Source organism: Arthrobacter sp. ISL-95 (assembly GCF_018613695.1).
In the GTDB taxonomy this organism is placed as follows: Bacteria; Actinomycetota; Actinomycetes; order Actinomycetales; family Micrococcaceae; genus Arthrobacter.
The window spans coordinates 192411-217231 of sequence record NZ_JAGGPR010000001.1 but is presented as its reverse complement, the minus strand read 5'-3'; the positions used below and the strand labels follow the sequence as shown (position 1 = coordinate 217231).

At 60.7% G+C, this 24821-nt stretch carries 21 protein-coding genes; 8 read left to right on the top strand and 13 right to left on the bottom strand.

Annotation, left to right across the window (positions count from 1 at the left end):
* Positions 1–10 precede the first annotated feature (10 nt).
* The 3 genes from J7I86_RS01020 to J7I86_RS01010 are packed head-to-tail and all read left to right on the top strand — an operon-like array spanning position 11 to position 3798.
* A complete protein-coding gene (locus J7I86_RS01020; RefSeq protein ID WP_214814933.1) occupies positions 11–1693 on the top strand; it encodes an FAD-binding dehydrogenase in 1683 nt (560 codons plus the stop codon).
* A gap of 9 nt (positions 1694–1702) precedes the next feature.
* Positions 1703–2728 carry an alpha/beta hydrolase gene (locus J7I86_RS01015; protein ID WP_214814932.1) on the top strand — a complete coding sequence of 342 codons (1026 nt, stop codon included), beginning with the start codon at positions 1703–1705 and terminating at the stop codon, positions 2726–2728.
* Positions 2725–3798, top strand: coding sequence for an alpha/beta hydrolase (locus J7I86_RS01010; protein WP_214814931.1), 1074 nt, complete (start codon positions 2725–2727; stop codon positions 3796–3798). Before J7I86_RS01015 ends, J7I86_RS01010 begins: the two co-directional genes overlap by 4 nt.
* Positions 3799–3829: 31 nt before the next feature.
* Here J7I86_RS01010 and J7I86_RS01005 read toward each other — a convergent pair whose 3' ends face one another.
* From J7I86_RS01005 to leuA, 3 genes are all read right to left on the bottom strand, one after another.
* Positions 3830–4654, bottom strand: a complete 825-nt coding sequence (locus J7I86_RS01005; protein WP_214814930.1) for an isoprenyl transferase — start codon at positions 4652–4654, stop codon at positions 3830–3832.
* Between the two features lie 2 nt (positions 4655–4656).
* The gene (recO, locus tag J7I86_RS01000) at positions 4657–5409 is read right to left on the bottom strand and encodes a DNA repair protein RecO (protein ID WP_214814953.1); all 753 of its coding nucleotides are present in this window, start codon (positions 5407–5409) and stop codon (positions 4657–4659) included.
* An 85-nt stretch (positions 5410–5494) separates the two neighbouring features.
* Positions 5495–7234, bottom strand: coding sequence for a 2-isopropylmalate synthase (gene leuA / locus J7I86_RS00995; protein WP_214814929.1), 1740 nt, complete (start codon positions 7232–7234; stop codon positions 5495–5497).
* Positions 7235–7483: 249 nt separating this feature from the next.
* Between leuA and J7I86_RS00990 the strand changes: the two genes are divergently transcribed.
* Complete coding sequence (locus tag J7I86_RS00990; protein ID WP_214814928.1) at positions 7484–9436, top strand: M13-type metalloendopeptidase; 1953 nt, start codon at positions 7484–7486, stop codon at positions 9434–9436.
* Between the two features lie 99 nt (positions 9437–9535).
* Here J7I86_RS00990 and J7I86_RS00985 read toward each other — a convergent pair whose 3' ends face one another.
* The 5 genes from J7I86_RS00985 to J7I86_RS00965 form a co-directional block, all read right to left on the bottom strand.
* On the bottom strand, positions 9536–11095 hold the full coding sequence (locus J7I86_RS00985) for an LCP family protein (RefSeq protein ID WP_214814927.1): 1560 nt from the start codon (positions 11093–11095) through the stop codon (positions 9536–9538).
* A gap of 106 nt (positions 11096–11201) precedes the next feature.
* Complete coding sequence (era, locus tag J7I86_RS00980) at positions 11202–12164, bottom strand: GTPase Era (protein WP_062069579.1); 963 nt, start codon at positions 12162–12164, stop codon at positions 11202–11204.
* Entirely contained in the window at positions 12148–13479 is a 1332-nt protein-coding gene (locus tag J7I86_RS00975; protein WP_214814926.1) for a hemolysin family protein, read from the bottom strand. The genes era and J7I86_RS00975 overlap by 17 nt, the downstream gene beginning before the upstream one ends.
* Positions 13476–13949: an rRNA maturation RNase YbeY gene (ybeY, locus tag J7I86_RS00970; RefSeq protein ID WP_214814925.1), complete on the bottom strand. Its 474-nt coding sequence runs from the start codon at positions 13947–13949 to the stop codon at positions 13476–13478. Before ybeY ends, J7I86_RS00975 begins: the two co-directional genes overlap by 4 nt.
* On the bottom strand, positions 13946–15046 hold the full coding sequence (locus J7I86_RS00965; RefSeq protein ID WP_214814924.1) for a PhoH family protein: 1101 nt from the start codon (positions 15044–15046) through the stop codon (positions 13946–13948). The genes ybeY and J7I86_RS00965 overlap by 4 nt, the downstream gene beginning before the upstream one ends.
* 425 nt (positions 15047–15471) lie before the next feature.
* Here J7I86_RS00965 and J7I86_RS00960 point away from each other — a divergent pair, with 425 nt between their 5' ends.
* Positions 15472–16344, top strand: coding sequence for a GerMN domain-containing protein (locus tag J7I86_RS00960; RefSeq protein WP_214814923.1), 873 nt, complete (start codon positions 15472–15474; stop codon positions 16342–16344).
* Between the two features lie 44 nt (positions 16345–16388).
* Here the strand turns inward: J7I86_RS00960 and J7I86_RS00955 are convergent, their stop codons facing one another.
* The 3 genes from J7I86_RS00955 to hrcA are packed head-to-tail and all read right to left on the bottom strand — an operon-like array spanning position 16389 to position 19350.
* Complete coding sequence (locus J7I86_RS00955) at positions 16389–17162, bottom strand: 16S rRNA (uracil(1498)-N(3))-methyltransferase (RefSeq protein WP_214814922.1); 774 nt, start codon at positions 17160–17162, stop codon at positions 16389–16391.
* A gap of 2 nt (positions 17163–17164) precedes the next feature.
* Complete coding sequence (gene dnaJ, locus J7I86_RS00950; RefSeq protein WP_214814921.1) at positions 17165–18292, bottom strand: molecular chaperone DnaJ; 1128 nt, start codon at positions 18290–18292, stop codon at positions 17165–17167.
* Between the two features lie 50 nt (positions 18293–18342).
* On the bottom strand, positions 18343–19350 hold the full coding sequence (gene hrcA, locus J7I86_RS00945; RefSeq protein ID WP_214814920.1) for a heat-inducible transcriptional repressor HrcA: 1008 nt from the start codon (positions 19348–19350) through the stop codon (positions 18343–18345).
* Positions 19351–19542: 192 nt separating this feature from the next.
* Here hrcA and J7I86_RS00940 point away from each other — a divergent pair, with 192 nt between their 5' ends.
* A complete protein-coding gene (locus J7I86_RS00940) occupies positions 19543–20394 on the top strand; it encodes a DUF3097 domain-containing protein (RefSeq protein ID WP_214814919.1) in 852 nt (283 codons plus the stop codon).
* A gap of 122 nt (positions 20395–20516) precedes the next feature.
* The gene (locus tag J7I86_RS00935) at positions 20517–20930 is read left to right on the top strand and encodes a DUF4870 domain-containing protein (protein ID WP_026005318.1); all 414 of its coding nucleotides are present in this window, start codon (positions 20517–20519) and stop codon (positions 20928–20930) included.
* 71 nt (positions 20931–21001) lie between these two features.
* On the opposite strand, the gene hemW is transcribed toward J7I86_RS00935, so the two are convergent.
* The gene (hemW, locus tag J7I86_RS00930; protein ID WP_214814918.1) at positions 21002–22231 is read right to left on the bottom strand and encodes a radical SAM family heme chaperone HemW; all 1230 of its coding nucleotides are present in this window, start codon (positions 22229–22231) and stop codon (positions 21002–21004) included.
* Positions 22232–24085 (bottom strand): translation elongation factor 4, encoded by a 1854-nt coding sequence (gene lepA / locus J7I86_RS00925; protein WP_214814917.1) that lies wholly within the window; start codon positions 24083–24085, stop codon positions 22232–22234.
* Between the two features lie 159 nt (positions 24086–24244).
* Between lepA and J7I86_RS00920 the strand changes: the two genes are divergently transcribed.
* On the top strand, positions 24245–24787 hold the full coding sequence (locus tag J7I86_RS00920) for a type II toxin-antitoxin system PemK/MazF family toxin (protein WP_214814916.1): 543 nt from the start codon (positions 24245–24247) through the stop codon (positions 24785–24787).
* Positions 24788–24821 lie beyond the last annotated feature (34 nt).

Sequence of the window (24821 nt, the reverse complement as noted above, 5' to 3'; positions counted from 1 at the left end):
GCATGTAGGCATGCCGCTGGAAAATCGTGACGCAGATCATGGGAACCACAAGATCACTGCCGACATCCTGGTGATCGGTGCGGGCTTGTCCGGACTTGTTGCCGCAGCCACAGCGTACGCCGCGGGCAAGACGGTGGCTGTCCTGGACCAAGAGCCGGAGGCATCTGTTGGCGGTCAGGCCCACTGGTCCTTCGGCGGCCTTTTTATGGTCAACACGCCGGAACAACGGCGATTGGGCGTGAAGGACAACGCTGAGCTCGCCCTGTCCGATTGGCTCGCTTCGGCAGCATTTGATCGATCGTGGGATCACAATGCCCGGGAGTGGGCGGAGGCCTATGTCCACTTCGCCGCGGGCGAAAAGCGGGCATGGCTGCGGAGCCTGGGCGTTGGCATCTTTCCTCTGGTGCAATGGGCTGAACGCGGTGGCTATGGACCGCAAGGCCACGGCAACACCGTGCCCCGATTTCACGTCACGTGGGGAACCGGTCCTGCGCTTGTGGAACCGTTCCTCGCCAAGGTGCGCGAAGGCATCGGTTCCGGCAGGGTCAGCCTCTACTTCAGGCACCGGGCATCGTCTTTGACCACAACTGCGGGCAATGTCACCGGTATTTCAGGCGAGATACTGGAAGGCTCGACGGCGGTGAGGGGCCAGGCGTCCGGGCGCACCGCCGTCGGGAGCTTTGAGGCAAGGGCAGACGCAGTGGTGGTGACCACCGGCGGCATCGGTGGTAACCACGCAACAGTGCGCAGACAATGGCCGGGGAACACTGCACCCGACTATATGCTCAGCGGAGTACCGGCGTCAGTTGACGGCGAATTCCTATCCGCCGTAGAGTCAGCCGGCGCTTCCCTGATCAACGGCGGCCGGATGTGGCACTACCCCGAAGGAATCCACAACTACGATCCCGTGTGGCCCAACCACGGCATCCGGATCCTGCCCGGGCCTTCCTCGCTTTGGCTGGACGCGGAAGGCCGACAGCTGCCCGCCCCGCTCTTCCCGGGCTTTGACTCGCAGGGAGCACTTCGGCACATCGTGGGGACGGGACACGGGTACTCGTGGTTTGTCCTCAACCGCACCATTGCCCTGAAGGAACTGGCCCTTTCCGGGTCCGAGCAGAACCCGGATCTTACGGGTAAGGATGTAGGGCTGCTCGCATCACGACTTCGGCCCACAGCGGACGCGCCCATACAACGTTTCATGGATAGGGGGGTTGACTTTCTCCAGGCGTCAACGCCTGCAGGTCTTGCAGTGCGCATGAACCAGCTCGCCGGAACCTCCTTGATTGAAGCCTCTGTACTTGAGGCAGTGATACGTGCACGGGACAGCCAGGTTGCCAGTGGCCTGGGCAAGGACCCCCAACTGGCCGCCATCAGGGCGGCGCGTCGATTCGCTACGGACAAGCTCATGCGGGTGGCTCCCCCGCACCGGTTGACCGACCCGGATCATGGACCCCTGATGGCCATCCGCCTTTCCGTGTTGACGAGGAAGAGCTTGGGCGGAATCGCCACGGATCTGCACTCACGGGTGCTGGATGGCAATGGCGTGGCCGTCCCGGGCCTCTATGCTGGCGGTGAAGCAGCCGGCTTTGGAGGCGGAGGTATCCACGGGTACCGGGCGTTGGAAGGGACATTCCTGGGAGGTTGCCTCTTCACCGGCAGGGCTGCGGGCCGGCACGCAGCCGCCAGTGTCTAAGCTGAAGCCATGGAATGGACCGCTGACATATTGGGAACCGACTTCCAATCCTGCGGCCTTGACGCCACAGGCCTCGATGGCGTGATCCGGCATGCCACCTTGGTCCGGCACAGGGTCCAGCCTGAGAGCCAGTCCAACGACGACGGCCAGTCACCGCCCAAGAGCTACGGCGCCGTACTTTTCCTTCACGGTTGGAGTGACTACTTCTTCAACACCGAGCTGGCCGGTTTCTGGGCAGACCAAGGCTACGACTTTTACGCGCTGGACATGCACAACCACGGCCGAAGCCTCCAGGCTGACATGCCGGGCGGCTATGTAGCCAACCTGACCGACTACGACGCCGAGATTGAAAATGCCATCCACATTATTCACGGAGATCGTACTGCCTCCCCCAGCGGGAGCCTGACCCTGATGGGCCATTCAACCGGAGGATTGGTGGCCGCGCTATGGGCCAGCCGTCATCCGGAGCTTGTCCAATACCTGATTCTGGACAGCCCGTGGTTGGAGATGCACGGCAGTTCACTGGTGCGGCGCGCCGCGCAAGCCATGGTGTCCCCTCTTGCAAAGCTCCGCCCCGAAACTGTCTTGAGGTTGCCGGAACGCGGCTTCTACTTCCGAAGTATCAGCAGCACCGCCGAAGGGGAATGGACCCTAAATGAGAACTATCGGCCTCCGTTGGCGTTCCCGGTCCGCGCAGGCTGGCTAAGTGCAGTCTTCGCCGGCCATTCACAGGTGGCCCGGGGTTTGAAGCTGGAAATGCCGGTCCTTGTGCTGACCTCCACCACCAGTGCAAACGGCATGGTGTGGCGGGAGTCGATGCGCCGTTCGGATGCCGTGCTGGATGTGGGCGTCATCGCCCTGCGGGCCATGGCTTTAGGGCGGACGGTTACCTTGGAACGCATTGATGGAGCCCTCCACGACGTCTTTCTTTCGGCACCTGCCGTGCGGAAAGACGCTTACGCACGGCTCGCCCGGTGGGTTAGAGGATTCATGGATACCAACAAGCCGGAGCATCGGCGGGAAGGAGACACATGACCACCACGGAGGAGTCGGTTTCACTGTGGCAACCCGACGTTCTGGGCCACGGCTACGAGTGCATGGACCTGCCCATGAAAGCCGATGAAGAGGGACCGGTCAAAGCGACCCTCATCAGGTATGCACCGCCGGCGGCCCACCCGTCCCCGCAGAGCATGCTGGACTTCCTGGGGTCCTTTACCAAACGCAAACGCCGCCGCACACCGGCTGACCCCGGTGGAGCTCCGAGAGTAGTTCTCTATTTGCACGGCTGGGCGGACTACTTCCTGCAGACCGAACTGGCAGAGTACCTGACGGCTTCGGGCTTTCACTTCTATGCTCTGGACCTGCGGAAGTTCGGCCGCAGCCTGTTGCCGGGACAGACGCCCGGATACACGTCGGATCTCGGCGTTTACGACGAAGACCTCGCCGCGGCCTTACGTGAAATAGAACGGGACGTTGCTCTAAGAACCGGCAACGCTACCCCGCCCACCATCCACTTGCTCGCCCATTCCCTGGGCGGGTTGATCGCGGCCCTATGGGCCGACCGCAATCCCGGCAGGGTGGGCACACTCGTCCTGAATTCGCCCTGGCTTGAACTCCAGGGAAGCAGTCTGGTCCGAAGCATCGCCATGCATCTGGTGGAACCTTTTGCCCGGACCGATCCAAAGCGCCCCTTCAGATTCCCGGAAATGCCTGCGTACTGGGAAAGCGTCAGCAATGAGGGACATGGCGAATGGATCCTGGATCCCGTGTGGCGGCCGCGGGCTTCGTTTCCCATCCGGGCCGGATGGACAAAAGCAGTTCTGGCGGGCCACGCGGCAGTAGAACACAAGCTCAACATTGACGCCCCCGTGTTGGTGCTCCTGTCCGGTAGGACGCGGATCCAAGCCGAATGGACTGCGGACCTTATGCGCGCCGATGCGGTGATCGACGTCGAGGAAACCTCACGGAGGGCACTCGGCCTCGCTCGTCGGACAGCGGTGTTCCGCTACCCCGGCGCCCTGCACGACGTATTCCTCTCAAGGCGCACCGTCCGTCAACAGGCATACCGTGACGTGGCCGTGTGGCTGGCGGCATATCCCTACTGATTTAACAAGCGCGTGCTATTTGGCTGGCGTGTTAGTTCGTAGCGGGCGCTGCGTCTACGGCCCCGCCATAGCGACGGTCGCGTTTCGCATAAATCTCGACGGCGTCCCAAAGGGTCCGCCTGTCCACGTCCGGCCACAAGGTGTCCATAAAGACGAACTCCGCGTAGGCCGATTGCCATAGCAGGAAGTTGGACAACCGCTGCTCTCCCGAGCTGCGGAGAAAGAGATCCACATCAGGGAGGTCCGGCTCATCCAGATACTTCTGGATTGTCTTCTCTGACACCGATCCCGGTTTCAAGCGGCCGGCGGCGACGTCGTGTGCGATTGCTGAAACGGCGTCGGCGATTTCTGCGCGGCCACCGTAATTAACACACATGGTCAAGGTGCAGGTGTCATTGGCGCGGGTATAGTCCTCGGCCTCTTCCAACTCCCTGATCACCGAACCCCAAAGCCGCGGGCGGCGCCCAGCCCAGCGGATGCGGACGCCCCACTCATCCAGTTGGTTGCGCTGGCGGCGTAGTACATCCTTGTTAAATCCCATGAGGAATCGAACTTCCTCGGGCGACCGGCGCCAGTTCTCGGTGGAGAACGCATAAACGCTGACGTACTTGATTCCGAGTTCAATTGCCCCGGCCATGACATCCAGGAGTGCGGGCTCCCCTGCTTTGTGCCCCTCTATCCTCGGGAGGCCACGCTGATTCGCCCACCGCCCGTTGCCATCCATGACTATGGCCACGTGCTGAGGGATGAACTCGCTGGGGATGCTCGGCGGCACAACCCCGGAAGGATGTCCGTAAGGGGCAATTACAGGAGACGTCCTTGCCACGGTCGTTTTGCTTTTCTTTCCAAGTACCACTGTCAGCTTCGCTCCACGTGTTTGAGTGATTTCAAGGCCCGTTCAAGATGCCATTGAAGGTAGCTTGCCACCAAGCCGGCTGCCTCCCGCCTGTGCCGCGGGTCTGAAGCATCGGCCACGCTCCAGGTACCAGTCAGCAAGGCACCGAGCAGTACCACAGTCTCCGGCGCCGGAGCCGGAGAACCCGGGGGCCTGCAGTCGCTGCACACCATCCCGCCCACGGGGGCGGCAAATGCTGTGTGAGGACCAGGACGCCCACAACGTGCACAATCGGTGAAGCTCGGCGCCCAGCCACCGGTGGCCAACGCCCGCAATAGGTAAGAATCGAGAATGAGTTCCGGCGGATGGTCCGAACGGCTCAGGGCAGCCAACGCACCAACCAGCAGATTGTAATGGGCGGTCCCTGATTCAGTATCTGCGTCCGTAAGCTTCTCGGCAGTCTCCGTCATGGCTGCGGCCACGGTAAAGCGCCCGTAATCGGCGGCGATGCTGCTTCCATACGCGCCCTTAGCCACGGCCTGGGTAACAATGTCCAGGGTACGGCCTTGGACAAGTTGCAGGTCCGCCACCATAAAAGGCTCCAGGCGGGCTCCGAAGCGGCTGCTGGTCCTACGGATGCCCTTGGCAACAGCACGAACCTGGCCATGGTGCTTGGTCAGCAACGTAATGATTCGATCGGCCTCGCCCAACTTGTGGGTGCGGAGCACCACGGCATCGTCCCGATAGGACCGAGCTGCAAACGACGGATTGGCCACAACTAATCTTCGCACTATGCCAAGGTCCGGCAGTGTTCGCCGGACCGTGTGGTGACGGTATTTCCCGTCACCACACGGCGCATGCTTAGGCCTGGGAGTCCCGGACGGCCCGGTTGACTGCCGAAATCAGGGCTTTGAGGGATGACGTGGTGGTGCTGGGATCAATTCCCACACCCCACAAAACGCGCTCTCCGACAGCACATTCAACGTATGCTGCCGCGCTTGCGCTGCCGCCTTCGGACAGGGCGTGCTCGCTGTAATCCAGCACCCGCACATCAACGCCGTCGTGGTGCAAAATGTCCAACAGGGCGGCAATAGGACCGTTGCCGTGGCCAGTCCGGCGGACTTCGACGCCGTCAATCCTTAGATTCGCATTCATGGTCATTGCACCGGATTCGTCCGTCTCGGTGCTCACGCTGCCCAACCCGTAGCGGCCCCACTGGGCTTGCTCTTCGTCAGACGGCAAGTACTCGTCCTGGAAGATTTGCCACAACTGGGCACCACTGACCTCGCCGCCTACGGCGTCGGTGCGACGCTGGATGACTCCGGAGAACTCGATCTGGGCCCGGCGAGGCAGATCCAGGTTGTGCTCGTTCTTCAGCAGGTACGCAACGCCGCCCTTGCCGGACTGCGAGTTGACCCGGATAACGGCTTCATAGCTGCGGCCCAGATCCTTGGGATCGATGGGCAGGTACGGCACCTGCCAGGTAAAGTCGTCAACCGATCTCCCGGCAGCAGCAGCGTCCTTCTCCAACGCTTCGAAGCCCTTCTTGATGGCATCCTGGTGTGAGCCGGAAAAGGCGGTAAAGACGAGGTCACCGCCATAGGGTGAACGCTCCGGAACCGGCAACTGGTTGCAGTATTCCACGGTGCGACGGATTTCATCAATATCAGAGAAATCAATCATTGGGTCTACACCCTGCACGAACATGTTCAAGCCCAGCGTTACCAAGTCCACGTTGCCGGTACGTTCGCCGTTGCCGAACAGGCAGCCTTCAATGCGATCAGCACCTGCCAGGTAACCAAGTTCAGCAGCAGCTACACCTGTTCCGCGGTCATTGTGAGGGTGGAGGGAAATGATGATTCCCTCGCGAGGGTGCAGGTTTCGGTGCATCCACTCGATGGAGTCGGCGTAGACGTTGGGAGTTGCCATTTCAACGGTGGCCGGCAGGTTGATGATGACCTGCTTGTCAGCAGATGCCTCGAAGACGTCCGCAATGGCATTGCACACCCGGGCGGCGTACTCGAGCTCGGTTCCTGTGAAGGACTCGGGCGAGTATTCATACGTGATGTGCGTGTCCGTGAGGGTCTCTTCATACTTCTTGCACAGTCGTGCACCCTGCAGCGCAATGTCCAGAATGCCGTCCTCGTCCTGGTTGAACACAACGCGACGCTGCAGTACGGAGGTGGAGTTATACAGGTGCACAATAGCCTGCTTGGCGCCCACCAAAGACTCGTAGGTGCGTTCAATCAGATGCTCACGCGCCTGGGTCAGAACCTGGATGCTGACATCGTCCGGAATGTGGCCGCCCTCAATGAGTTGGCGAACGAAATCGAAGTCGGTCTGGGAGGCCGAGGGGAACCCAACCTCGATCTCCTTGTAACCCATCTTGACGAGCAGCTGGAACATCTTCAGCTTGCGGGCCGGACTCATCGGATCGATCAGCGCCTGGTTGCCGTCTCGCAGATCAACTGCGCACCAACGCGGAGCCTTGGTGATGACCTTGTCCGGCCAGGTGCGGTCCGGAACCTCGACGGAAATCTGGTCCTGGAACGGCAGGTAGCGGTGAATCGGCATACCGGAGGGCTTTTGTGCATTACGCATGACGTGTGGCCTTTTCTCTAATAACTAAGTGAAAGCTTAGCCGGACACCACGGAACTCCGCGGCGAGGATGGCCCAGCTTCAAATAGCTTTCAGGCCTCGCCGCGGCAGCTAAGAAGAAGCATCGCCGCACGCACAAATTCACAGTAACACGATGCGTATGATGACAGTGCAACACCTCATGCAACGTCCACTATGCAGACGCCGCGACGGTGGCAACGCCGGCTGCAGTGTCCACACAAGGAGCCACAGTGCCACAGTCGGGGATCTCTCTTTCCAACATCGATCACAGCGTCCGGCCCCAGGACGACCTCTATCAGCACGTCAACGGCGCGTGGCTCAACAGCACAACCATCCCGGACGACCGGCCGCTTGAAGGTACTTTTACGGCTTTACGGGATGGCGCCGAGTTGGCCGTCAAGGCCATCATCGAAGAAGCAGCCGCCAAGGGACAGTCGGCTACCGGAATAGAACAAAAAGTCGGCGGTCTTTACGCCAGCTTCATGGACGAAGAAGCGGCCGAAGCTAAAGGCATGGACCCCGTGCGAAGCCGCCTTGATGAGGTACGGGCGGTGGGCTCTGCCGAAGAACTGGCTGCCCTCTTGGGACGTTTGTTCCGCTCGGACGTCTCCGGCCTCTTTTCGATCTACCCCGCGCCCGACGCCGGCAACCCCGAACGTATTCTCCTGTACATCGGACAAGGTGGCCTGGGTTTGCCGGACGAGTCCTACTACCGTGAGGAAAAGTTCGCGGCCATTGTGGCTGCGTACGGCGATTACATTGCCAAGTTGTTCAACCTCGCGGGTATCCCGGACGCGCAAGCTGCCTCAGGGCGCATCGTCGCACTTGAAACCGCCCTGGCATCCCACCACTGGGACAACGTAACGCTGCGGGATCCCCAAAAGACCTACAACCTCAAGACTGCCGATGAAGCCGTGGCGATCTTCCCCCTTCTGGACACTTGGTTCCAGGCGGCACGGGTGGAACCAGCAAAGCGGAGTGAAATAGTGGTGAGCACTCCGGACTTCTTTACGGGCGCTGCGGCCTTGCTGAAATCCGAGCCACTGGAAGCCTGGAAAGAATGGCTGACACTCCGGGTTCTCAGCTCGGCCGCACCGTATCTGTCGTCCGGCTTTGTCTCCACGAACTTCGACTTCTACGGCACAACACTCAGCGGTACGCCGCAAAACAAAGAACGGTGGAAGCGCGGGGTGGCAGTGGTCGAAGCAGCCCTGGGTGAAGCAGTGGGTCAAATCTATGTTGATCGGCATTTCCCTGCCGGACACAAGGCCAGGATGGAGACACTCGTCTCAAACCTGATCGAGGCTTACCGGGAAAGTATCTCCTCCTTGGGATGGATGGGCGAGGAAACCAAGAAAGAGGCATTGAAGAAGCTGGACGCCTTCCGTCCAAAGATCGGGTTCCCGGAGAAGTGGATCGATTACTCCGCCGTGGAGATCGACCCCACGGATCTTCTGGGCAATGTGGAGCGTGCCCATGATGCGGATGTGGACCGGCACCTGGATGAAATCGGGAAGCCGGTTGACCTGACCAAGTGGCTCATGACCCCACAGACGGTAAACGCCTACTACCATCCAATGCTCAACGAGATCGTCTTCCCTGCGGCAATTCTTCAGCCTCCGTTCTTCACTGCGGATGCCGATGACGCTGTGAACTACGGTGGTATCGGTGCGGTGATCGGCCACGAGATCGGCCATGGCTTCGACGACCAAGGATCCCAGTTCGATGGCAGCGGCGCGCTTCGCAATTGGTGGACAGAGGATGACCGTACGGCCTTCGAAGCCCTGACGGCCAAATTGGTTGCCCAGTACGACGCCTTGTCCCCTTACGCAGCGCCGGACCATAAAGTCAACGGCAAGCTGACCTTGGGTGAGAACATCGGCGACCTCGGAGGCCTGACCATCGCGTACAAGGCTTACCTCTTGAGCTTGAACGGAGCCGAGCCAGAGGTACTTGACGGAATTACCGGGTTCCAACGCTTCTTCATGTCCTGGGCCGCGGGTTGGCGACAAGTGATCCGCACCGAAGAAGCGATCCGAAGACTCGCTACCGACCCCCACTCCCCCAACGAGTTCCGAACCAACGCCATCGCCCGCAACCTCGACACGTTCCACGAAGCGTTCGATGTGCGGGAAACCGACGGCATGTGGTTGGAACCAAGGGAACGCGTCACTATCTGGTAGTTCCTGAAAACGTGAAGGCCGGGCCAGTTGGATGACTGGCCCGGCCTTCACAATTTACACATCTCGCGGCGACGCTAAGATATTGGTCGATGTTTCCGCTTACTGGTCGATGTACAGGGGATTCACCTGTTGACACACGGCATCGTTGGCCGTTTGGTTGACAACGTCGGAGGGCACAGAGGCTGCTCCGTAAGCAGTTCCGGTGCCGAAATCGGTTCCCACGTAAAGCTGCACCCCCGCTACACCCGGAGATTCCTGAACCTGCGCGGCCGGGATACCGAAAAGTGTAGCGATGTCCGCAGCAACGTCCGCGAACCCAGGGCCGTAGTAGAGCACCGTCTGATCCACCGGGTTGGCCAAGTAGGACACCGCCTGGGTAAAGCCGCTGCCGGTGAGCACGGTCATGAGTTCCTGTGCCCTGGTAGGAACTCCGCTGCCGTTGGCTACAGCGACCGGCTGAATCGCCTTGTCGTAAGCGGGCGGGGCCGGCGTGGTAGCCGTCGGCTGTGGGGCAGGGCTTTCGCTGGGTGCAGGTGTAGACGTCGCACCTGGCGTTGTGAGGTCAAGATCCGCACGAAGTGCGGCAAACAGCTGTGACGCCTGGGGCTCGACGAGTTCCAACCGGTTGAGGTCAGCCGCTGCCTGCTGCGTGGGCACAGCCACGAAAGCTACCTTGGAAACGTCAATATCCTTGAGTCGCCCACCAATGGTGAGCAGCGAAGGAACTGACGCCAGTCCCTCGTCCACTGTCAGATTCTGGGTGACCACATCTGCTATCTGCAACAGCCTCTGCGGGTTGCCCAGAGTTCCCTCGTCTTTAAGCTTCCTCGTAAGGGACGAGAGGAACGCTTGCTGGCCCTTGATCCGGCCGAGGTCGCCTCCGTCGCCGAAAGCGTGCCTGGTCCTGAGGAATGCAAGGGCCTGTTCTCCTTCAACCAGGGAATCACCCTTGGCCAGGCGGAGCCGGGAATCGGGGTCAAAGACAGGATCGCTGACGCAGACGTTCACGCCGCCAACAGCGTGGGAGAGCTCCTTGACAGCGTTGAAGTCCGCCATCATGAAGTGATCGATTTCCAAGCCAGTGAGTTTGTTGATCGTGTCCACGGCACAACCAATTCCAGCTTCAGCCATGGCCTCATTGATCATGACGCCACTGCGGGCAGGGAAAGTCTGGTTGTTGGTGCGGTCGGTACATTGCGGCACGTCCACCAGCAGGTCTCGCGGAAAACTCAAGACATTGACGCGTTTGTTGTCCGCCGAAATGTCCAGCAGCATCATGACATCGGAGTGCCCATAACCGGTGGAATCTTCGGTACTGCCGTATTCCGCGTTTTTGCCGTCACGGGTATCGGAACCGAGGATCAGGATCTGCAAGCGGTCTGTCTTGTCATCGGCCAGGGGGTCACCGGCATTACGGGTTTCCCCGGCGCTCAACGGCGCCTTGGTGATATTGGTCTGCAGCCGGATAAACCAAAAGGCGGCAAAGGCGACGCCTGCAACCAGCGCAACGGAAACTACGCCGGTAACAATCTTCAACCAAAGCGGCAGCCCTTTGGGCGCCTTCATATGGCGAGGGGTACCGTCGGTATCCTCGCCATGGCGTGCCCCGGAGGGGCCAGCGGTGCCGGTGCCCTGCGGGCGGGCGTCACGACGTCGCACTATTCGGTTTACCTTTCATCAAACAGCTGGATCCCCGCAATCATAGTTGCCGTTTCTGGGAAGTTCCTTATCGGACCCCAAGCCACGCCGGATCCAGAGAGGCCAATCAGAAGCCGAGTTTGACCAATTGCTTGGGATCGCGCTGCCAATCCTTGGCAACCTTAACGTGGAGATCAAGGTAGATTCGGGTGCCCAGCAGCGTTTCAATCCCCTTCCGGGCGTTGGTTCCCACCTCACGCAGCCGGCTTCCGCCCTTGCCGATAATGATGGCCTTCTGTGAGGGTCGCTCGACATAAAGATTCACCCGAACATCCAACAGCGGGTTGTCCTCGGTACGGCCTTCGCGGGGAACGATCTCCTCCACCACCACTGCCAGTGAGTGGGGAAGCTCGTCGCGGACGCCCTCCAGGGCTGCTTCGCGAATGAGCTCAGCGATCATTACCGCCTCAGGCTCGTCAGTCAGCTCGCCGTCGGGATACAGCGGCGGTGACGACGGCATATGGCTGATCAGAACATCGGCAACAGTAGAAACCTGGAAACCATCGGCGGCAGAAACAGGCACGATGTCGGCCCACCCCTGCTCCCCCAGAACGTCGCGGCCCAATGCGGCGACGGCGAGCAATTGTTCCGTCAACGCCTGCCGATCCACAAGGTCCGTCTTGGTCACCAGCGCCACGATGGGCTTGCGTCCGACGGCGGCCAGTTGAGCCGCAATGTATTTGTCGCCGGGGCCGATCTTTTCGTTGGCCGGCAGGCAGAAACCAATAGCGTCCACTTCCGCCAGGGTATCGGCTACAAGCTCGTTCAGACGCTTCCCCAGCAGAGTACGGGGCCGGTGAAGGCCCGGTGTATCCACAAGGATCAATTGGGCATCCTCGCGGTGGACGATACCGCGGATGGTGTGCCGTGTTGTTTGCGGTTTAGCCGAGGTGATGGCCACCTTCTGCCCCACCAAGGCATTGGTTAGTGTTGACTTTCCCGCGTTGGGCCGGCCCACAAGCACCGAGAAGCCCGCGTGGAAGCCACCGAAATCTGCGTCGGCGTCGAATTTCTTATCTTGCTTGCTCACGTGGAACTCCCTGTTGCGTTGAGTCGGCGTCATCGAGTAGGTCTTCAAAGTCAGTGTCTTCCTTTGGCATGGCTGCCGCAACGATGTGGCTGACCCTGTTTCGGCGACCCTCCAGCCTATCGGCCCGAAGCGATATTCCGTTCACTTCAACGGCGCTCCCCACAATGGGAACCTGACCAAGGGCCTTAGCAAGCAGACCGCCCACTGTATCCACTTCGTCATCGTCCAGATCGATGTCGAAAAGTTCGCCAAGGTCATCGATGCTCATGCGGGCGCTGACGCGGTAAGTGCCATCGCCAAGGTCAACCGCCTCTTCGGCGGCGGCGTCGTATTCATCCACGATCTCACCAACAATCTCCTCGATGAGGTCCTCAAGGGTGACCAACCCTGCGGTGCCACCATATTCGTCGATGACTATCGCTACGTGGGTGGACTCCTTCTGGAGTTCCCTGAGAAGATCGCTCACCGGCTTCGACTCCGGGACATACCTCACGTCCCGTGCGAGCGAGTCAACATCATGGGCTTGTAGTCCGGGTTCCCTCCGATGCATGGCGGCAGCCACATCCTTGAGGTAAAGAATTCCACGGATCTGGTCAGTGTTCTCCCCGATAACAGGGATCCTTGAGTAACCGGACCGCAGGAAAAGGCCCATCGCGGTCTCGAGATTCGAATCCGTGCCGATGCTGACGATGTCGGTGCGGGGAACCATGACCGAACGCACCAAAGTGTCACCGAAATCAAAAACTGAATGAATGAGTTCTGCCTCATTGTCTTCGATCATGTCCGATTCCGCAGCACGATCGACGAATTCGCGGAACTCTTCTTCACTGACAAAAGCATCGTCACCGCTTGGGGCTCCTGGTGCCACTGCCTGTCCCAACGCCACCAGCCAGCCGGGGATGGGGCCCAGTATCCAGCAGAGGAATCGGATGAGCGGTGCAGTGAAGCGAACGACGGGTCCAGAGTGCGCCCGGCCCAGCTGCCTGGGCGAAACACCCACCAACACAAAGCCGATCACCGCCATGATGCCCGTGGCGGCAAGGCCTGCGAGCCATACGTTGTCCAGCAGACTGTGCAGGACCACCGCGACGGCGACCGCTGCCGCCATTTCGAACCACACGCGCCAAAAACGTAGGGCGCGCATGTGCGCGATCGGGTTCTTGAGGATACCCCCCAACGCCTTGCCCTTGCTCCGTACTATGGATTGTTCGGCCTCGTGCCGGGGCAGGAAGTTGAACGCAGCCTCGGCTGCGGTTAGCAGTGCAACGAAGCTGAGGAAAACCAGAGCCATGCCGACCAGAATGATCGAGGTCACTGCATGGTCTCCATGGGGGCATCCTTGCCCAGGAATTCAGACAGCAGTTCCCGCTGCAAACCGAACATCTCTTCTTTTTCTTCCGTCTCGGCATGGTCGAAGCCAAGCAGGTGGAGAATGCCATGAGTGGTCAGAAGCAGCATCTCATCCTTCGTGGCGTGACCGGCGTTGCGTGCCTGCACCTCTGCCACCTGAGGGCAGATGGCGATGTCGCCCAGCATGCCTTGCGGCGTGGGCTTGTCCGGAGTCCCCGGCGTAAGTTCGTCCATGGGTACGGACAAAACGTCCGTGGCCCCGGGCTCGTCCATCAGTTCGATGTGGAGTTTCTCCATGGCCGGTTCATCAACAAGAAGGATGGACAGTTCCGCTTGGGGGTGGATGAACAATCGCTCAAAGATGAAGCGGGACAACGTCACCAGTTGGGCCTCGTCCACCGCTACGCCGGACTCGTTGTTTACTTCAATGCTCATTTACGTTCTCCACGTTTGTACTGCGCTCCGGGTCTGTACTGTGTGCTCGCGGCGTCGCTGCTATGTGCGTCATCCCAGGTGCTGTATGCGGAGACGATGTCGGCAACCAAACGGTGCCGCACGACGTCGGCCGCTTCCAGGATTGAGAAGTTGACGTCGTCGATTCCCTTCAGGATTTCCCTGACGATCCTCAGGCCCGACGTCGAACCGGATGGCAGGTCTATCTGCGTGACGTCACCGGTAACCACCATTTTTGACCCGAACCCCAGACGAGTGAGGAACATTTTCATCTGCTCCGGAGTGGTGTTCTGTGCTTCGTCGAGGATGATGAAGGCGTCGTTCAGCGTGCGTCCCCGCATGTAGGCCAAGGGGGCTACCTCGATGGTCCCGGCAGCCATGAGGCGGGGAATGGATTCGGGATCCATCATGTCGTGCAACGCGTCATAAAGCGGGCGAAGGTAGGGGTCGATCTTGTCGCTCAGCGTGCCGGGGAGGAAGCCCAGCCTCTCCCCCGCTTCCACCGCAGGCCGGGTCAGGATGATTCGGCTGACTTCCTTTGTCTGCAGGGCCTGCACCGCTTTGGCCATCGCCAAATAGGTTTTACCTGTACCTGCAGGACCGATACCAAAAATCACCGTGTTGTCGTCAATGGCGTCAACATAGTTCTTCTGGTTCAGCGTTTTGGGCCGTATGGTCTTACCCCTGCTGGAGAGGATGTTGTGCGTGAGGACATCGGCCGGATTCTGCACGGACTGTGCCCTGAGAAGAGACACGAGTTGCTGAAGGGTGTCCGGAGTGACAGCCGTCCCTTTCGCCACGAGCCCGCGGACTTCTTCCAGAAGACGCATGACACGCGGAATGACGGTGGAAGGACCTGTCATGGAGAGTTCGTTGCCCCGGACATGGAAATTGACGTCCTGGAACTGTTCCTCGATGTAGCGCAAGGCTTCGTCGTGGCTGCCCAACGAGTGAACCATCTGGTCGGAGTTGTCGAAAGTAACAACTTCCGTGCGCGTACCCGGTAGTGTGTGCGGGAACTCGGTGGGCGGCTGGTTGCCGTTTCCGGTCCTGAGCCGCCCGTTCAAAGATTCACTCATAGTGCTGGCCTTAGGCCTTTTCTCCTCCGGTTGGTCGTATTAACGCCATCGATTCGACATTCGTGACCGCTGAGAGCCGCCATCCGGATGCCGGAATGTCTTCAATCCTACGCCAGCCCGGCGTCCGATGAACCGAAACCTGTGGCGACATCAGGGCCCCGCCGTCACGTCAGACATTTTGTCTCAACTCGGCATCAAGCGGGTATCAATCATGTTTCAGTTGGTACCGGTCCGCCCAAACCCGGCCGACCGCCGTCGACGATGTGCCAAGCTGGCATAGCGGGTGACATCAGCGCCCTGCGGCCCGACCCAGGCGGCTGGGGCTGCCATGAGACACACGGTAAGGCAGGATACCCATTACAGAGCCAGTAAGCATCGGAGATGGCGCGCGCAGACGGACGAAGTCCGTCATCGCCGTGCCGGCGATGCTTGCCGTCCTCTTGTTGACCGGTTGCATAGCCAATGGCGGGGGCACCCAAGCCACCACAAGTTCGCCACCCGTCACCATCCAGGACGCCCCGGCCAGCCACGCACCGCTGGAGACTACGCAGGCTTCCACCAAAATCCCGGTGTACTGGATTGGGCGCAGCAAGGAAGAGGTTTACCTCTACCGCGAGTTCAGGGACATCTCCAGCGATGGAAACCCCGTCACCACAGCTCTCCGGATCATGATGTCTGAAAAGCCCCTGGACCACGACTTTTTCACTCCCTGGCAGGCCCCCGAAAGTCTGGCCACGTCCATCTCCGGCAAGAATGTCATTACGGTTGATGTTTCGCGGGATGCCTTCAATTCAAACCTCGACGCCGGAATGGCGCAGCGTGCTGTCCAGCAGTTGGTCTACACAGCGACGGCAGCAGCCTCGTCGTCCGGACTCATAAACTCCGGTCAGCAAATCCAAGTTGTCATCCTGGTTGACGGGCACAAGGACTACATGGCCTTCGGGCAGGTGAAGCTCGGCCAGCCCATGGAACGCAACGCGTCCTTGGTGGCGCCTTTGTGGATTATCGATCCGCAGGAGGAAACAACATTGCCTCCGGGTGTGGTCAAGTTCAATGGCCGCAGCACCGACAATTCAAGGCCCGTCAGCTGGCAGATACTGCAGGAGAACGGCAAGGGCGAAAAGACCAGCCTGTTCACGGGAAAAACCCAAGCAACCGGTGAGCCGGGTCAATACGGAGTTTTCACCTTCAGCGCCACGTTGAAGGCCGGAAAGTATGAGCTGCGGGTTTCTCAAGTGGACGAGGCCGGCGCAACCATCGAAACGAGCACTGACACCCGCTTGTTCAACATCGGATAGCTGTGGGGTGGGCTAGCAGCCGGGTCCGCTGGCCCCGCGGGCCACTACCAGCGGCCCAGAACGTCACTGGCAAGAACGACGGCGGCGGGTCCCGCCGTCGATGACCTCAGGACGTGGTGACCCAAAAGTGCCGTCACGGCTCCCGCGTCACTGAGACGCGTTACCTCACGCGGCGAGATTCCACCCTCCGGCCCAACGATCAAGAGCACCTCGCGAGGCGTCCCCGCTTCTCCATTCAGGACCGCATGTGCCTCTTCAAGGACAGTACGCAGTGGGTTCTTGGCGTCTTCATGGAGGATGATGGCCACATCAGCGGCGGCCACGGCCTTCGCCAAAGCGCCTGAGTCCACGATGGACCGCACCTCAGGAATCCAAGCACGCCGCGCCTGTTTGGCTGCCGCAGTGACCACTGACTGCCACTTGGCGTGCGCTTTGGCGGCCCGGTCACCCTTCCAACGTACGATTGCCCGCTCAGACTGCCACGGAATGACGGCGTCTATTCCGAGTTCCGTGGCAGTCTCGATGGCCAGTTCATCCCGGTCCCCTTTTGCCAGGGCCTGAACCAGCACCAGCCGAACCTCCGGCTGGGGCTCGACGAGGACCCCGGATGCCTTCACGGTCAGGGTGCTGGAACCGGCGTCAACTACGGTGCCGGTCAACCGCACGCCGAAACCGTCCGCTATGTCCACGGGCTCACCCACAGCTAGTCGCTTGACCGTGACAGCATGGCGGGCTTCAGCACCTTCCAAAACGAAGGTGGACCCGGGATTCAGCTGACCGAGGCTACCGGCCGGTGCAAAGAAGACCGCATTGCTCACTGCTACAGGTTACCGAGCTTGTCACGAAGCTTCGCGAACATCCCGCCGCTGGCTACTAGCTTTCCCTCGGTAAACTGCTCACCGCGCAGCTTGGCGAGCTGCTGCAGGAGTTCCTCTTGAGCGGGGTCGAGCTTGGTTGGTGTCTCCACGTGCAAGTGAACCTTGAGGTCGCCACGGCCATAGCCGCGGAGGTGTGTAACACCCAGGCCGCGGAGGGTGATGACTTCTCCGGATTGGGTTCCGGCCTTGACGTCAATGTCCTGTGCGCCGTCGAAGGTGTCCAGCTGCAATGAGGTGCCAAGTGCCGCCGCCGTCATGGGCACGCTCAGTGTTGCGTGGAGGTCGTCGCCTTCACGCATGAACATGGAATCGTTGTTGACCCGGATCTCCACATAGAGATCACCGGCGGGTCCACCCGCCGGGCCCGCTTCACCCTGCCCGGACAGCTGGATGCGTGTACCGGTGGCGACACCGGCCGGGACCTTGATGGTGAGTGAACGGCGGCTGCGGATGCGGCCCTGCCCGTTGCACTCGTTGCAGGGGTCCTTGATGACGGTGCCGAAGCCCTCGCAGGAACCGCAAGGGGCGGTGGTCATGACCTGGCCGAGGATGGAACGGACGGCCCGTTGGACCTGGCCGCTGCCACCGCAAATGTCGCAGCGTTCCGGGTGGGTGCCCGGGCGGCAGCAGCTGCCATCACAGGTGGGGCAGATGACCGCGGTGTCCACTTCGAGCTTCTTATTGACGCCGAATACGGCATCCTTCAAGTCGATGCGTACGCTGATGAGCGCGTCCTGTCCGCGACGGACGCGGGACGCTGGTCCACCGTGGCCGCCGCCTCCCCCAAAGAAGGTGTCAAAGATGTCCTGGAACGCGAATCCCTGGCCGGCATAGCCGCCACCGAAGCCGTTGTCAGTGCCGTTTTCATTACCCGTGGCGTCGTATACGCGTCGCTTCTGGGGATCCGACAACACTTCGTAGGCGTGGGTCACGGCCTTGAACTGCTCCGCGACATCTTCACCGGGGTTTACGTCGGGGTGCAGTTTCCGCGCCAACTTGCGGTACGCCTTTTTGATCTCTTCCCCGGTGGCTTCCGGCGAGACTCCCAAAACGTCATAGTGGCTGCTCAAAGTCGGTATCTCTTCCTTGTTGTACTGCGGATATTTCCTCGGACCGGTGTTCAGGCGCCGAGAATGCGGGAAAGGTAACGGGCCACGGCGCGAACGGCTGCCATGGTGGTGGGGTAGTCCATGCGCGTGGGACCAAGAATCCCTACCTTGGCACCGGAGCCGTAACCCGTAGCCACGACGGACGCCTCCGCCAAACCGTCGTAGGGATTCTCACGTCCAATGCTCACGGTAACGCCGCGGGGATCATCCCCCATGTCGGATAACAACCGGAGCATGACAACTTGTTCCTCGAGTGCTTCCAGCACAGGTCCGATGCTCAAGGGGAAGTCCACGTTGGAGCGGGCAAGGTTTGCCGTTCCAGCCATCAGGATGCGCTCTTCGCGGCTGGTGTCGCTCAGTGATTGCAGGCCCTGGGCCAACGTTTGCGCCAGGCCGCGCAGCTCCGGAGGACACAATGCAACTACCGACGGGAGCACTTGCGGCAAAAGAGCCAGCTGTGTGCCTGCAATGTTGCCGAGGAACCGCGACCTCAGGAGCATCAATGCCTCATTGCTCACATCAGTACCGGCGTCGATGACCTTCTGCCCCACGCTACCGGTGTCCGCGATCAAGACCACGAGCACCTGTTGCGGAGCCAGCAGAACGAATTCCACGTGACGGACCAACGCGCGATTCGAATGCGGGTACTGCACGACGGCGACCTGGTTGGTCAGCTGCGACAGAAGCCTAACGGTGCGCTCCAGGATGTCATCAACATCATCGGGGCCTTCGAGCAACGAATGGATGGCCCTGCGTTCGGCCGCCGATAGTGGTTTGACCTGCGAAATGCGGTCAACGAACAAGCGATAGCCCTTGTCCGTGGGGATGCGGCCAGCGCTTGTATGGGGCGCTGCAATAAGGCCTTCCTCTTCCAGGACAGCCATGTCATTCCGGATAGTGGCACTGGAAACGCCAAGATGGTGCCGCTCCACGAGGGCCTTCGACCCGACAGGTTCCCTGGAATGCACGTAATCTTCAACGATGGCACGCAGCACTTCAAGCTTGCGCGGCTCACTCATTACTCCACCTCCTGACGACTGCCATGGTCTCTACGACCGGTCAACGCGGGGTCTCAACTGGACCTCCGAACTTAGCACTCAACATGCCCAAGTGCTAACAAGTCTAGTATGAGCCACCCCGTTGTTAGCATTGAAACCTGCCGCGGGCGGCTTCGGCCCGCACCATAAACCAGCACAAAAGGTAGGAATCCCTTGGCTTTGAACAATTGGGGTCCGCAGGATCTGTCCGCTCCAGCCAAAAAGCAACTGCCGGAAGTAGCCGTCCAACGGGGAATGGTCCTTGAGGACGTGCAGTCGGGCTGGGTGGGAGAAGTCACGCGTGTTGAGAAAGCGGGCGGCATGCATGTGGTCTCCCTGGAGGACCGCCGCGGTAAGACCAAGTCCTTCCAGCTGGGATTTGGCTTCCTGCTCGAAGGGCAGGCCATACGGTTGATGCCTCCGGCCCCGCGTGCTGCCACGCCCGCCGTTCCCTCTGGCCGGACAGCCTCAGGCTCCGTCAGGGTGCAAGGTCAACGGGCCCAGGTAGCCAAGGCCAGCCGGATCTGGGTGGAAGGAAAGCACGACGCCGAGCTCGTCGAGAAGGTCTGGGGTGACGATCTCCGGGTAGAGGGCATCGTCGTGGAACCACTCCACGGCATAGATGACTTGAAGTCCGCCATCGCAGATTTCAATCCCGGCTCAGGCCGCAGGCTTGGCATCCTCGTGGACCACCTTGTCCCCGGCTCCAAAGAATCCCGGATCGCCGCCGATGCCATGACAGTGCCGGGCGCTGCGGGAAACGTCCTCATAGTTGGACACCCCTACGTGGATGTCTGGCAAGCCATCCGGCCAAAGGTGCTCGGCATCGAGGCATGGCCGGCCGTACCCCGCGGGACCGATTGGAAGACGGGAATCCTCAGCGCCTTCGGCTGGCCGCATGAGACCGCAGAGGACATAGGCTTGGGTTGGCAACGGCTCCTAAGTGCAGTCCGCACTTATGCCGACCTCGAGGCCTCGCTCCTGGGTCGCGTCGAAGAAGTCATTGATTTTCTGACCGTTCCTTGAGGTGAGGTCCCTCAGGTGTCCGCAACTTCCGTGTCAACAGGGCGTTTGTCCCGGGAAGTGCGCCGGGGCCGGTATTCTTGGACAGCAACACCGCACCATCTTTACAGCAAAGGGAAGACACCGTGGCAGATAACGCTCCTGAAGAACCGGGCAGCGCCGCAGGCCGGCCCCAGTACCATGGCGCGCCTGCCAACGCACTCCCGTTGACGGCCAGCGAGGATAGGCAATGGGCTACATTGGCTCACTTCGGCGGCATCCTGGGATGCCTGCCGTCTCTTCTGATCTACTTGATTTTCCGGGATCGTGGACCCTTCACCGCACAGGAATCCAAAGAAGCGCTGAACTTCACGCTGCCTCCCACCATCGCTGCCGTTCTGGCCAACATCCTGGTTTTGCTGCCTGTAGTTGGCAACATCTTCGCAGTCATCGCCACGGCCATATGGGTGGCACTAACGTGTTTCTCCGTCTCGGCGGGCATCCGGGTAAACCACGGCCAGCCTCACCGTTACAAGGTCAACCTGCGCTGGATTAAGTAGCGTCCCCTTCGCCGTAGCGCCCCTCCGCCGCGCATGGCGGCTGATGCGTCTGCCGGGGAGGAGCCTTCCGGTCAGTCGGGCAGGATCCTTCTCACTACTGCGTCTGCCAGGAGACGACCCTTCAGGGTAAGGACCAGCCGGCCCTTGAACGCCTGCACAGGGTCCACCAGTTCGTCAGCAATCAGCCCGGCCATCGCGTGCCGTCCAATTGCATCCAAAGCATCCACTGACAATCCTGTGCCGAGCCGGGCTTCAAGCATGATGCGCTCCACTTCCCGGGTTTCGGCATCCAGGGTTTCCCGTCCGGCAGCCGGAGAGCTCGCACTCCCGAGCCTTGAGGCGTATGCCGTGGGGTGCTTGACGTTCCACCACCGGACGCCTCCCACGTGGGAGTGGGCGCCGGGACCGATGCCCCACCAGTCGTCTCCCCGCCAGTAGGCAAGATTGTGCCGGCAAGCCTGTTCCGGCGTTCGCGACCAATTGCTGACCTCGTACCAGTTCAAGCCCGCTTCGGAGATCATTTTGTCTGCCAGCTCGTATTTGGAGGCGTGGTCGTCGTCATCAATGCCGGGTACCTCACCGCGACGTATCTGGGCGGCAAGTTTGGTGCCGTCCTCCACGATCAACGCATAGGCACTGATGTGATCAGGCTGGTACGAGAGCGCAGTTTCGAGTGACAACTGCCAGTCGGCCATGGACTCTCCCGGCGTGCCGTAGATGAGGTCCAGGCTGACTGCTAGGCCGGCTTCACGCGCCCATTGCACCACGAGCGGCACACGGCTGGGCGTGTGCGTGCGGTCCAGGACCTTCAGAACGTGAGGCACCGCTGACTGCATGCCGAAAGAGACCCTGGTGAATCCGGCGTCAGCCAGTACCTTCAGGGATTCAGGAGTTACGGAATCCGGATTGGCCTCGGTAGTGACCTCGGCGCCGGCGGCAAGCCCCCAGTGGCCGACGGCGGCTTCCAGGATCCGCGCCAGATCTTCTGCCGGCAGAAGGGTGGGGGTGCCACCACCAAAGAAGACAGTACTGAGCGGACGTCGAGGCAAACCGGACGCATCCAGAGCCGACGAGGCGAAGTTCAGCTCAGAGACGGCCGTAGAAGCGTAGGCGTCCTGAGAGGCGCCCCCGCCGAGCTCCGTGGCAGTGTAGGTGTTGAAATCGCAGTAGCCACAACGAACAGCACAGAACGGTATGTGGACATAGAGCCCGAACTTACGGCGCTCGACGCCGGCCAACACCTGCGGAGGCAAGATGCCATCCGCAGGTGCCGGGTCGCCCAAAGGTAGGACGCTGGGCATTTACTTCTTAGCCTTGTCCTTGGACTCATCAGTGGTCAGGGCGGCGATGAATGCTTCCTGGGGCACCTCCACGCGACCCACCATCTTCATGCGCTTCTTGCCCTCTTTCTGCTTCTCGAGCAGCTTGCGTTTACGGGTGATGTCACCGCCGTAGCACTTGGCAAGAACGTCCTTACGGATGGCCCGGATGCTCTCACGGGCAATGATGCGGGATCCGATGGCGGCCTGAATGGGCACCTCGAACTGCTGCCTTGGAATAAGCTCACGGAGCTTGCCGGTCATCATCACGCCGTAGGCGTAGGCCTTATCGCGGTGGGTGATGGCGCTGAAGGCGTCCACCTGTTCACCTTGCAGCAGGATGTCCACCTTTACGAGGTCAGCCACCTGCTCCCCATCGGCCTTCCAGTCCAGCGAGGCATAGCCGCGGGTCTTGGACTTCAGGAGGTCGAAGAAGTCGAACACAATCTCTGCCAGCGGGATCCAGTAGCGGAGTTCAACACGGTCCTCGGACAGGTAGTCCATGCCGCGCATCTGGCCGCGGCGGCCCTGGCAGAGTTCCATGATGGATCCAACAAACTCGTTGGGCGCCAGGATAGTCGCGGAAACCATCGGCTCGCGGACCTCGGAGATCTTGCCCGTGGGGTACTCGCTGGGGTTGGTGACGTGGATAACCTTCTTGTCCTCGAGGGTCACCTCGTACTCCACGTTGGGAGCGGTGGAGATAAGGTCCAGGTTGTATTCGCGCTCGAGGCGCTCACGCGTGATCTCCAAGTGAAGCAAACCCAGGAATCCTACGCGGAACCCAAAGCCCAGCGCGGCAGATGTCTCGGGCTCATAGACCAGTGCGGCGTCGTTGAGCATCAGCTTTTCGAGGGCATCACGGAGTACCGGGTAGTCCGTGCCGTCCAACGGGTAAAGACCGGAGAAGACCATCGGTTTGGCGTCGGCATAACCGCTCAGCGACTCCGAAGCCGGCTTGGCCAGGTTGGTAACAGTATCGCCAACCTTGGACTGGCGGACATCCTTCACACCTGTAATCAGGTAACCCACTTCGCCCACGCCAAGTCCCTTGGACGGCGTGGGCTCCGGGGAGCTGACACCAATCTCCAGGAGCTCGTGCGTTGCCCGGGTGGACATCATCTGAATTCGTTCGCGCGGGTGGAGCATTCCGTCCACGACGCGTACGTAGGTAACGACACCACGGTAGGTGTCATAGACAGAGTCGAAGATCATGGCCCGGGCCGGAGCGTTGGGGTCGCCAACAGGGGCAGGAAGATCGCGGACAATCTTGTCCAGCAGCGCCTCCACGCCTACTCCGGTTTTTCCGGAAACCTTGAGGACGTCCTCGGGGTCCCCGCCAATGAGGTTGGCAAGCTCCGCCGCGTACTTCTCAGGCTGGGCGGCCGGGAGGTCGATCTTATTCAGCACAGGAATGATGGTGAGGTTGTTTTCCATTGCCAAATACAGGTTGGCAAGAGTCTGCGCCTCGATACCTTGGGCGGCATCCACCAGCAGCACGGCGCCCTCACAAGCGGCGAGAGAGCGGGAAACCTCATAGGTGAAGTCGACGTGGCCTGGGGTATCGATCATGTTCAGCGCGTAGCTATTGCCATCGAGTTCCCACGGCATGCGTACAGCCTGGGACTTGATGGTGATGCCGCGCTCACGTTCGATATCCATACGGTCCAGATACTGGGCCTTCATGTCGCGTTGCTTAACGACGCCGGTGTACTGCAGCATGCGGTCGGCCAAGGTGGACTTACCGTGGTCAATGTGGGCAATGATGCAGAAGTTCCGGATGATGGCCGGATCTGTTGCGGCGGGCACCGGTGCGGTGCGGGCCATGGGAGACACGCAGGATCCTTACTGTCGACACTCGCGCGGCATTTCCTGGAACCGGGCACAAGGCCAGCCGGAACACGCCGCGCATCTGATCCTCTAGTCTCCCATGAACCGGCGCTTCGCCGTACATTGCGCATCCAGCCTTGCAGCGTCCGCCTGTAGCGTTGACACATGGCTTTCGACTTGCGCCCCTTGGGCAAACTTCTCCTGCGATCACTCAAGGCACTCGGGGGCAGCACCACGAATGCGGACACCCGGTCCGGCACGTCCGGGCAAGGCGCCTCCAAAGCGCGAAACCGGCGGACCGCCGTCGAGCGTCAACCGGGTTCCTACCCGGGCGACTTTCGAGGAAGAGCTTCCGTCCACTACTCCCCCAAGCCGGATGGCCAACCGGATCCCGGCGAGATCGTGTGGAGCTGGGTTCCCTACGAAGAAGACCACACGCAGGGAAAGGACCGCCCCGTGCTCCTTATCGGGCGGGATGGACAGTGGCTCCTGGGGCTGATGCTGACCTCAAAGGACCACGACAACGGCCTCAGGGCCGGTGACTACGTTGATATTGGTACCGGTTCCTGGGATCGGCAAGGCAGGCCAAGTGAGATCAACGTGGGCCGCATCATCCGCCTGGATCCTCAAGCCATTCGTCGCGAGGGCGCGGTCTTGGGAAAATCGCAGTTCCAACAGGTAGTCCAGGCCCTCCAAGCAAGGCCATAGCAGGACTGAGCCCCTGAGTCTGCGTGAGCCCTGA

Coding starts and splice junctions, on each gene's coding strand:
- J7I86_RS00965 (WP_214814924.1), bottom strand. CDS start 15,046: ATGAGTGAATCTTTGAACGGGCGGCTCAGGACCGGAAACGGCAACCAG.
- J7I86_RS01020 (WP_214814933.1), top strand. CDS start 11: ATGCCGCTGGAAAATCGTGACGCAGATCATGGGAACCACAAGATCACT.
- J7I86_RS00960 (WP_214814923.1), top strand. CDS start 15,472: ATGCTTGCCGTCCTCTTGTTGACCGGTTGCATAGCCAATGGCGGGGGC.
- ybeY (WP_214814925.1), bottom strand. CDS start 13,949: ATGAGCATTGAAGTAAACAACGAGTCCGGCGTAGCGGTGGACGAGGCC.
- hrcA (WP_214814920.1), bottom strand. CDS start 19,350: ATGAGTGAGCCGCGCAAGCTTGAAGTGCTGCGTGCCATCGTTGAAGAT.
- J7I86_RS01010 (WP_214814931.1), top strand. CDS start 2,725: ATGACCACCACGGAGGAGTCGGTTTCACTGTGGCAACCCGACGTTCTG.
- leuA (WP_214814929.1), bottom strand. CDS start 7,234: ATGCGTAATGCACAAAAGCCCTCCGGTATGCCGATTCACCGCTACCTG.
- hemW (WP_214814918.1), bottom strand. CDS start 22,231: ATGCCCAGCGTCCTACCTTTGGGCGACCCGGCACCTGCGGATGGCATC.
- J7I86_RS01015 (WP_214814932.1), top strand. CDS start 1,703: ATGGAATGGACCGCTGACATATTGGGAACCGACTTCCAATCCTGCGGC.
- J7I86_RS00920 (WP_214814916.1), top strand. CDS start 24,245: ATGGCTTTCGACTTGCGCCCCTTGGGCAAACTTCTCCTGCGATCACTC.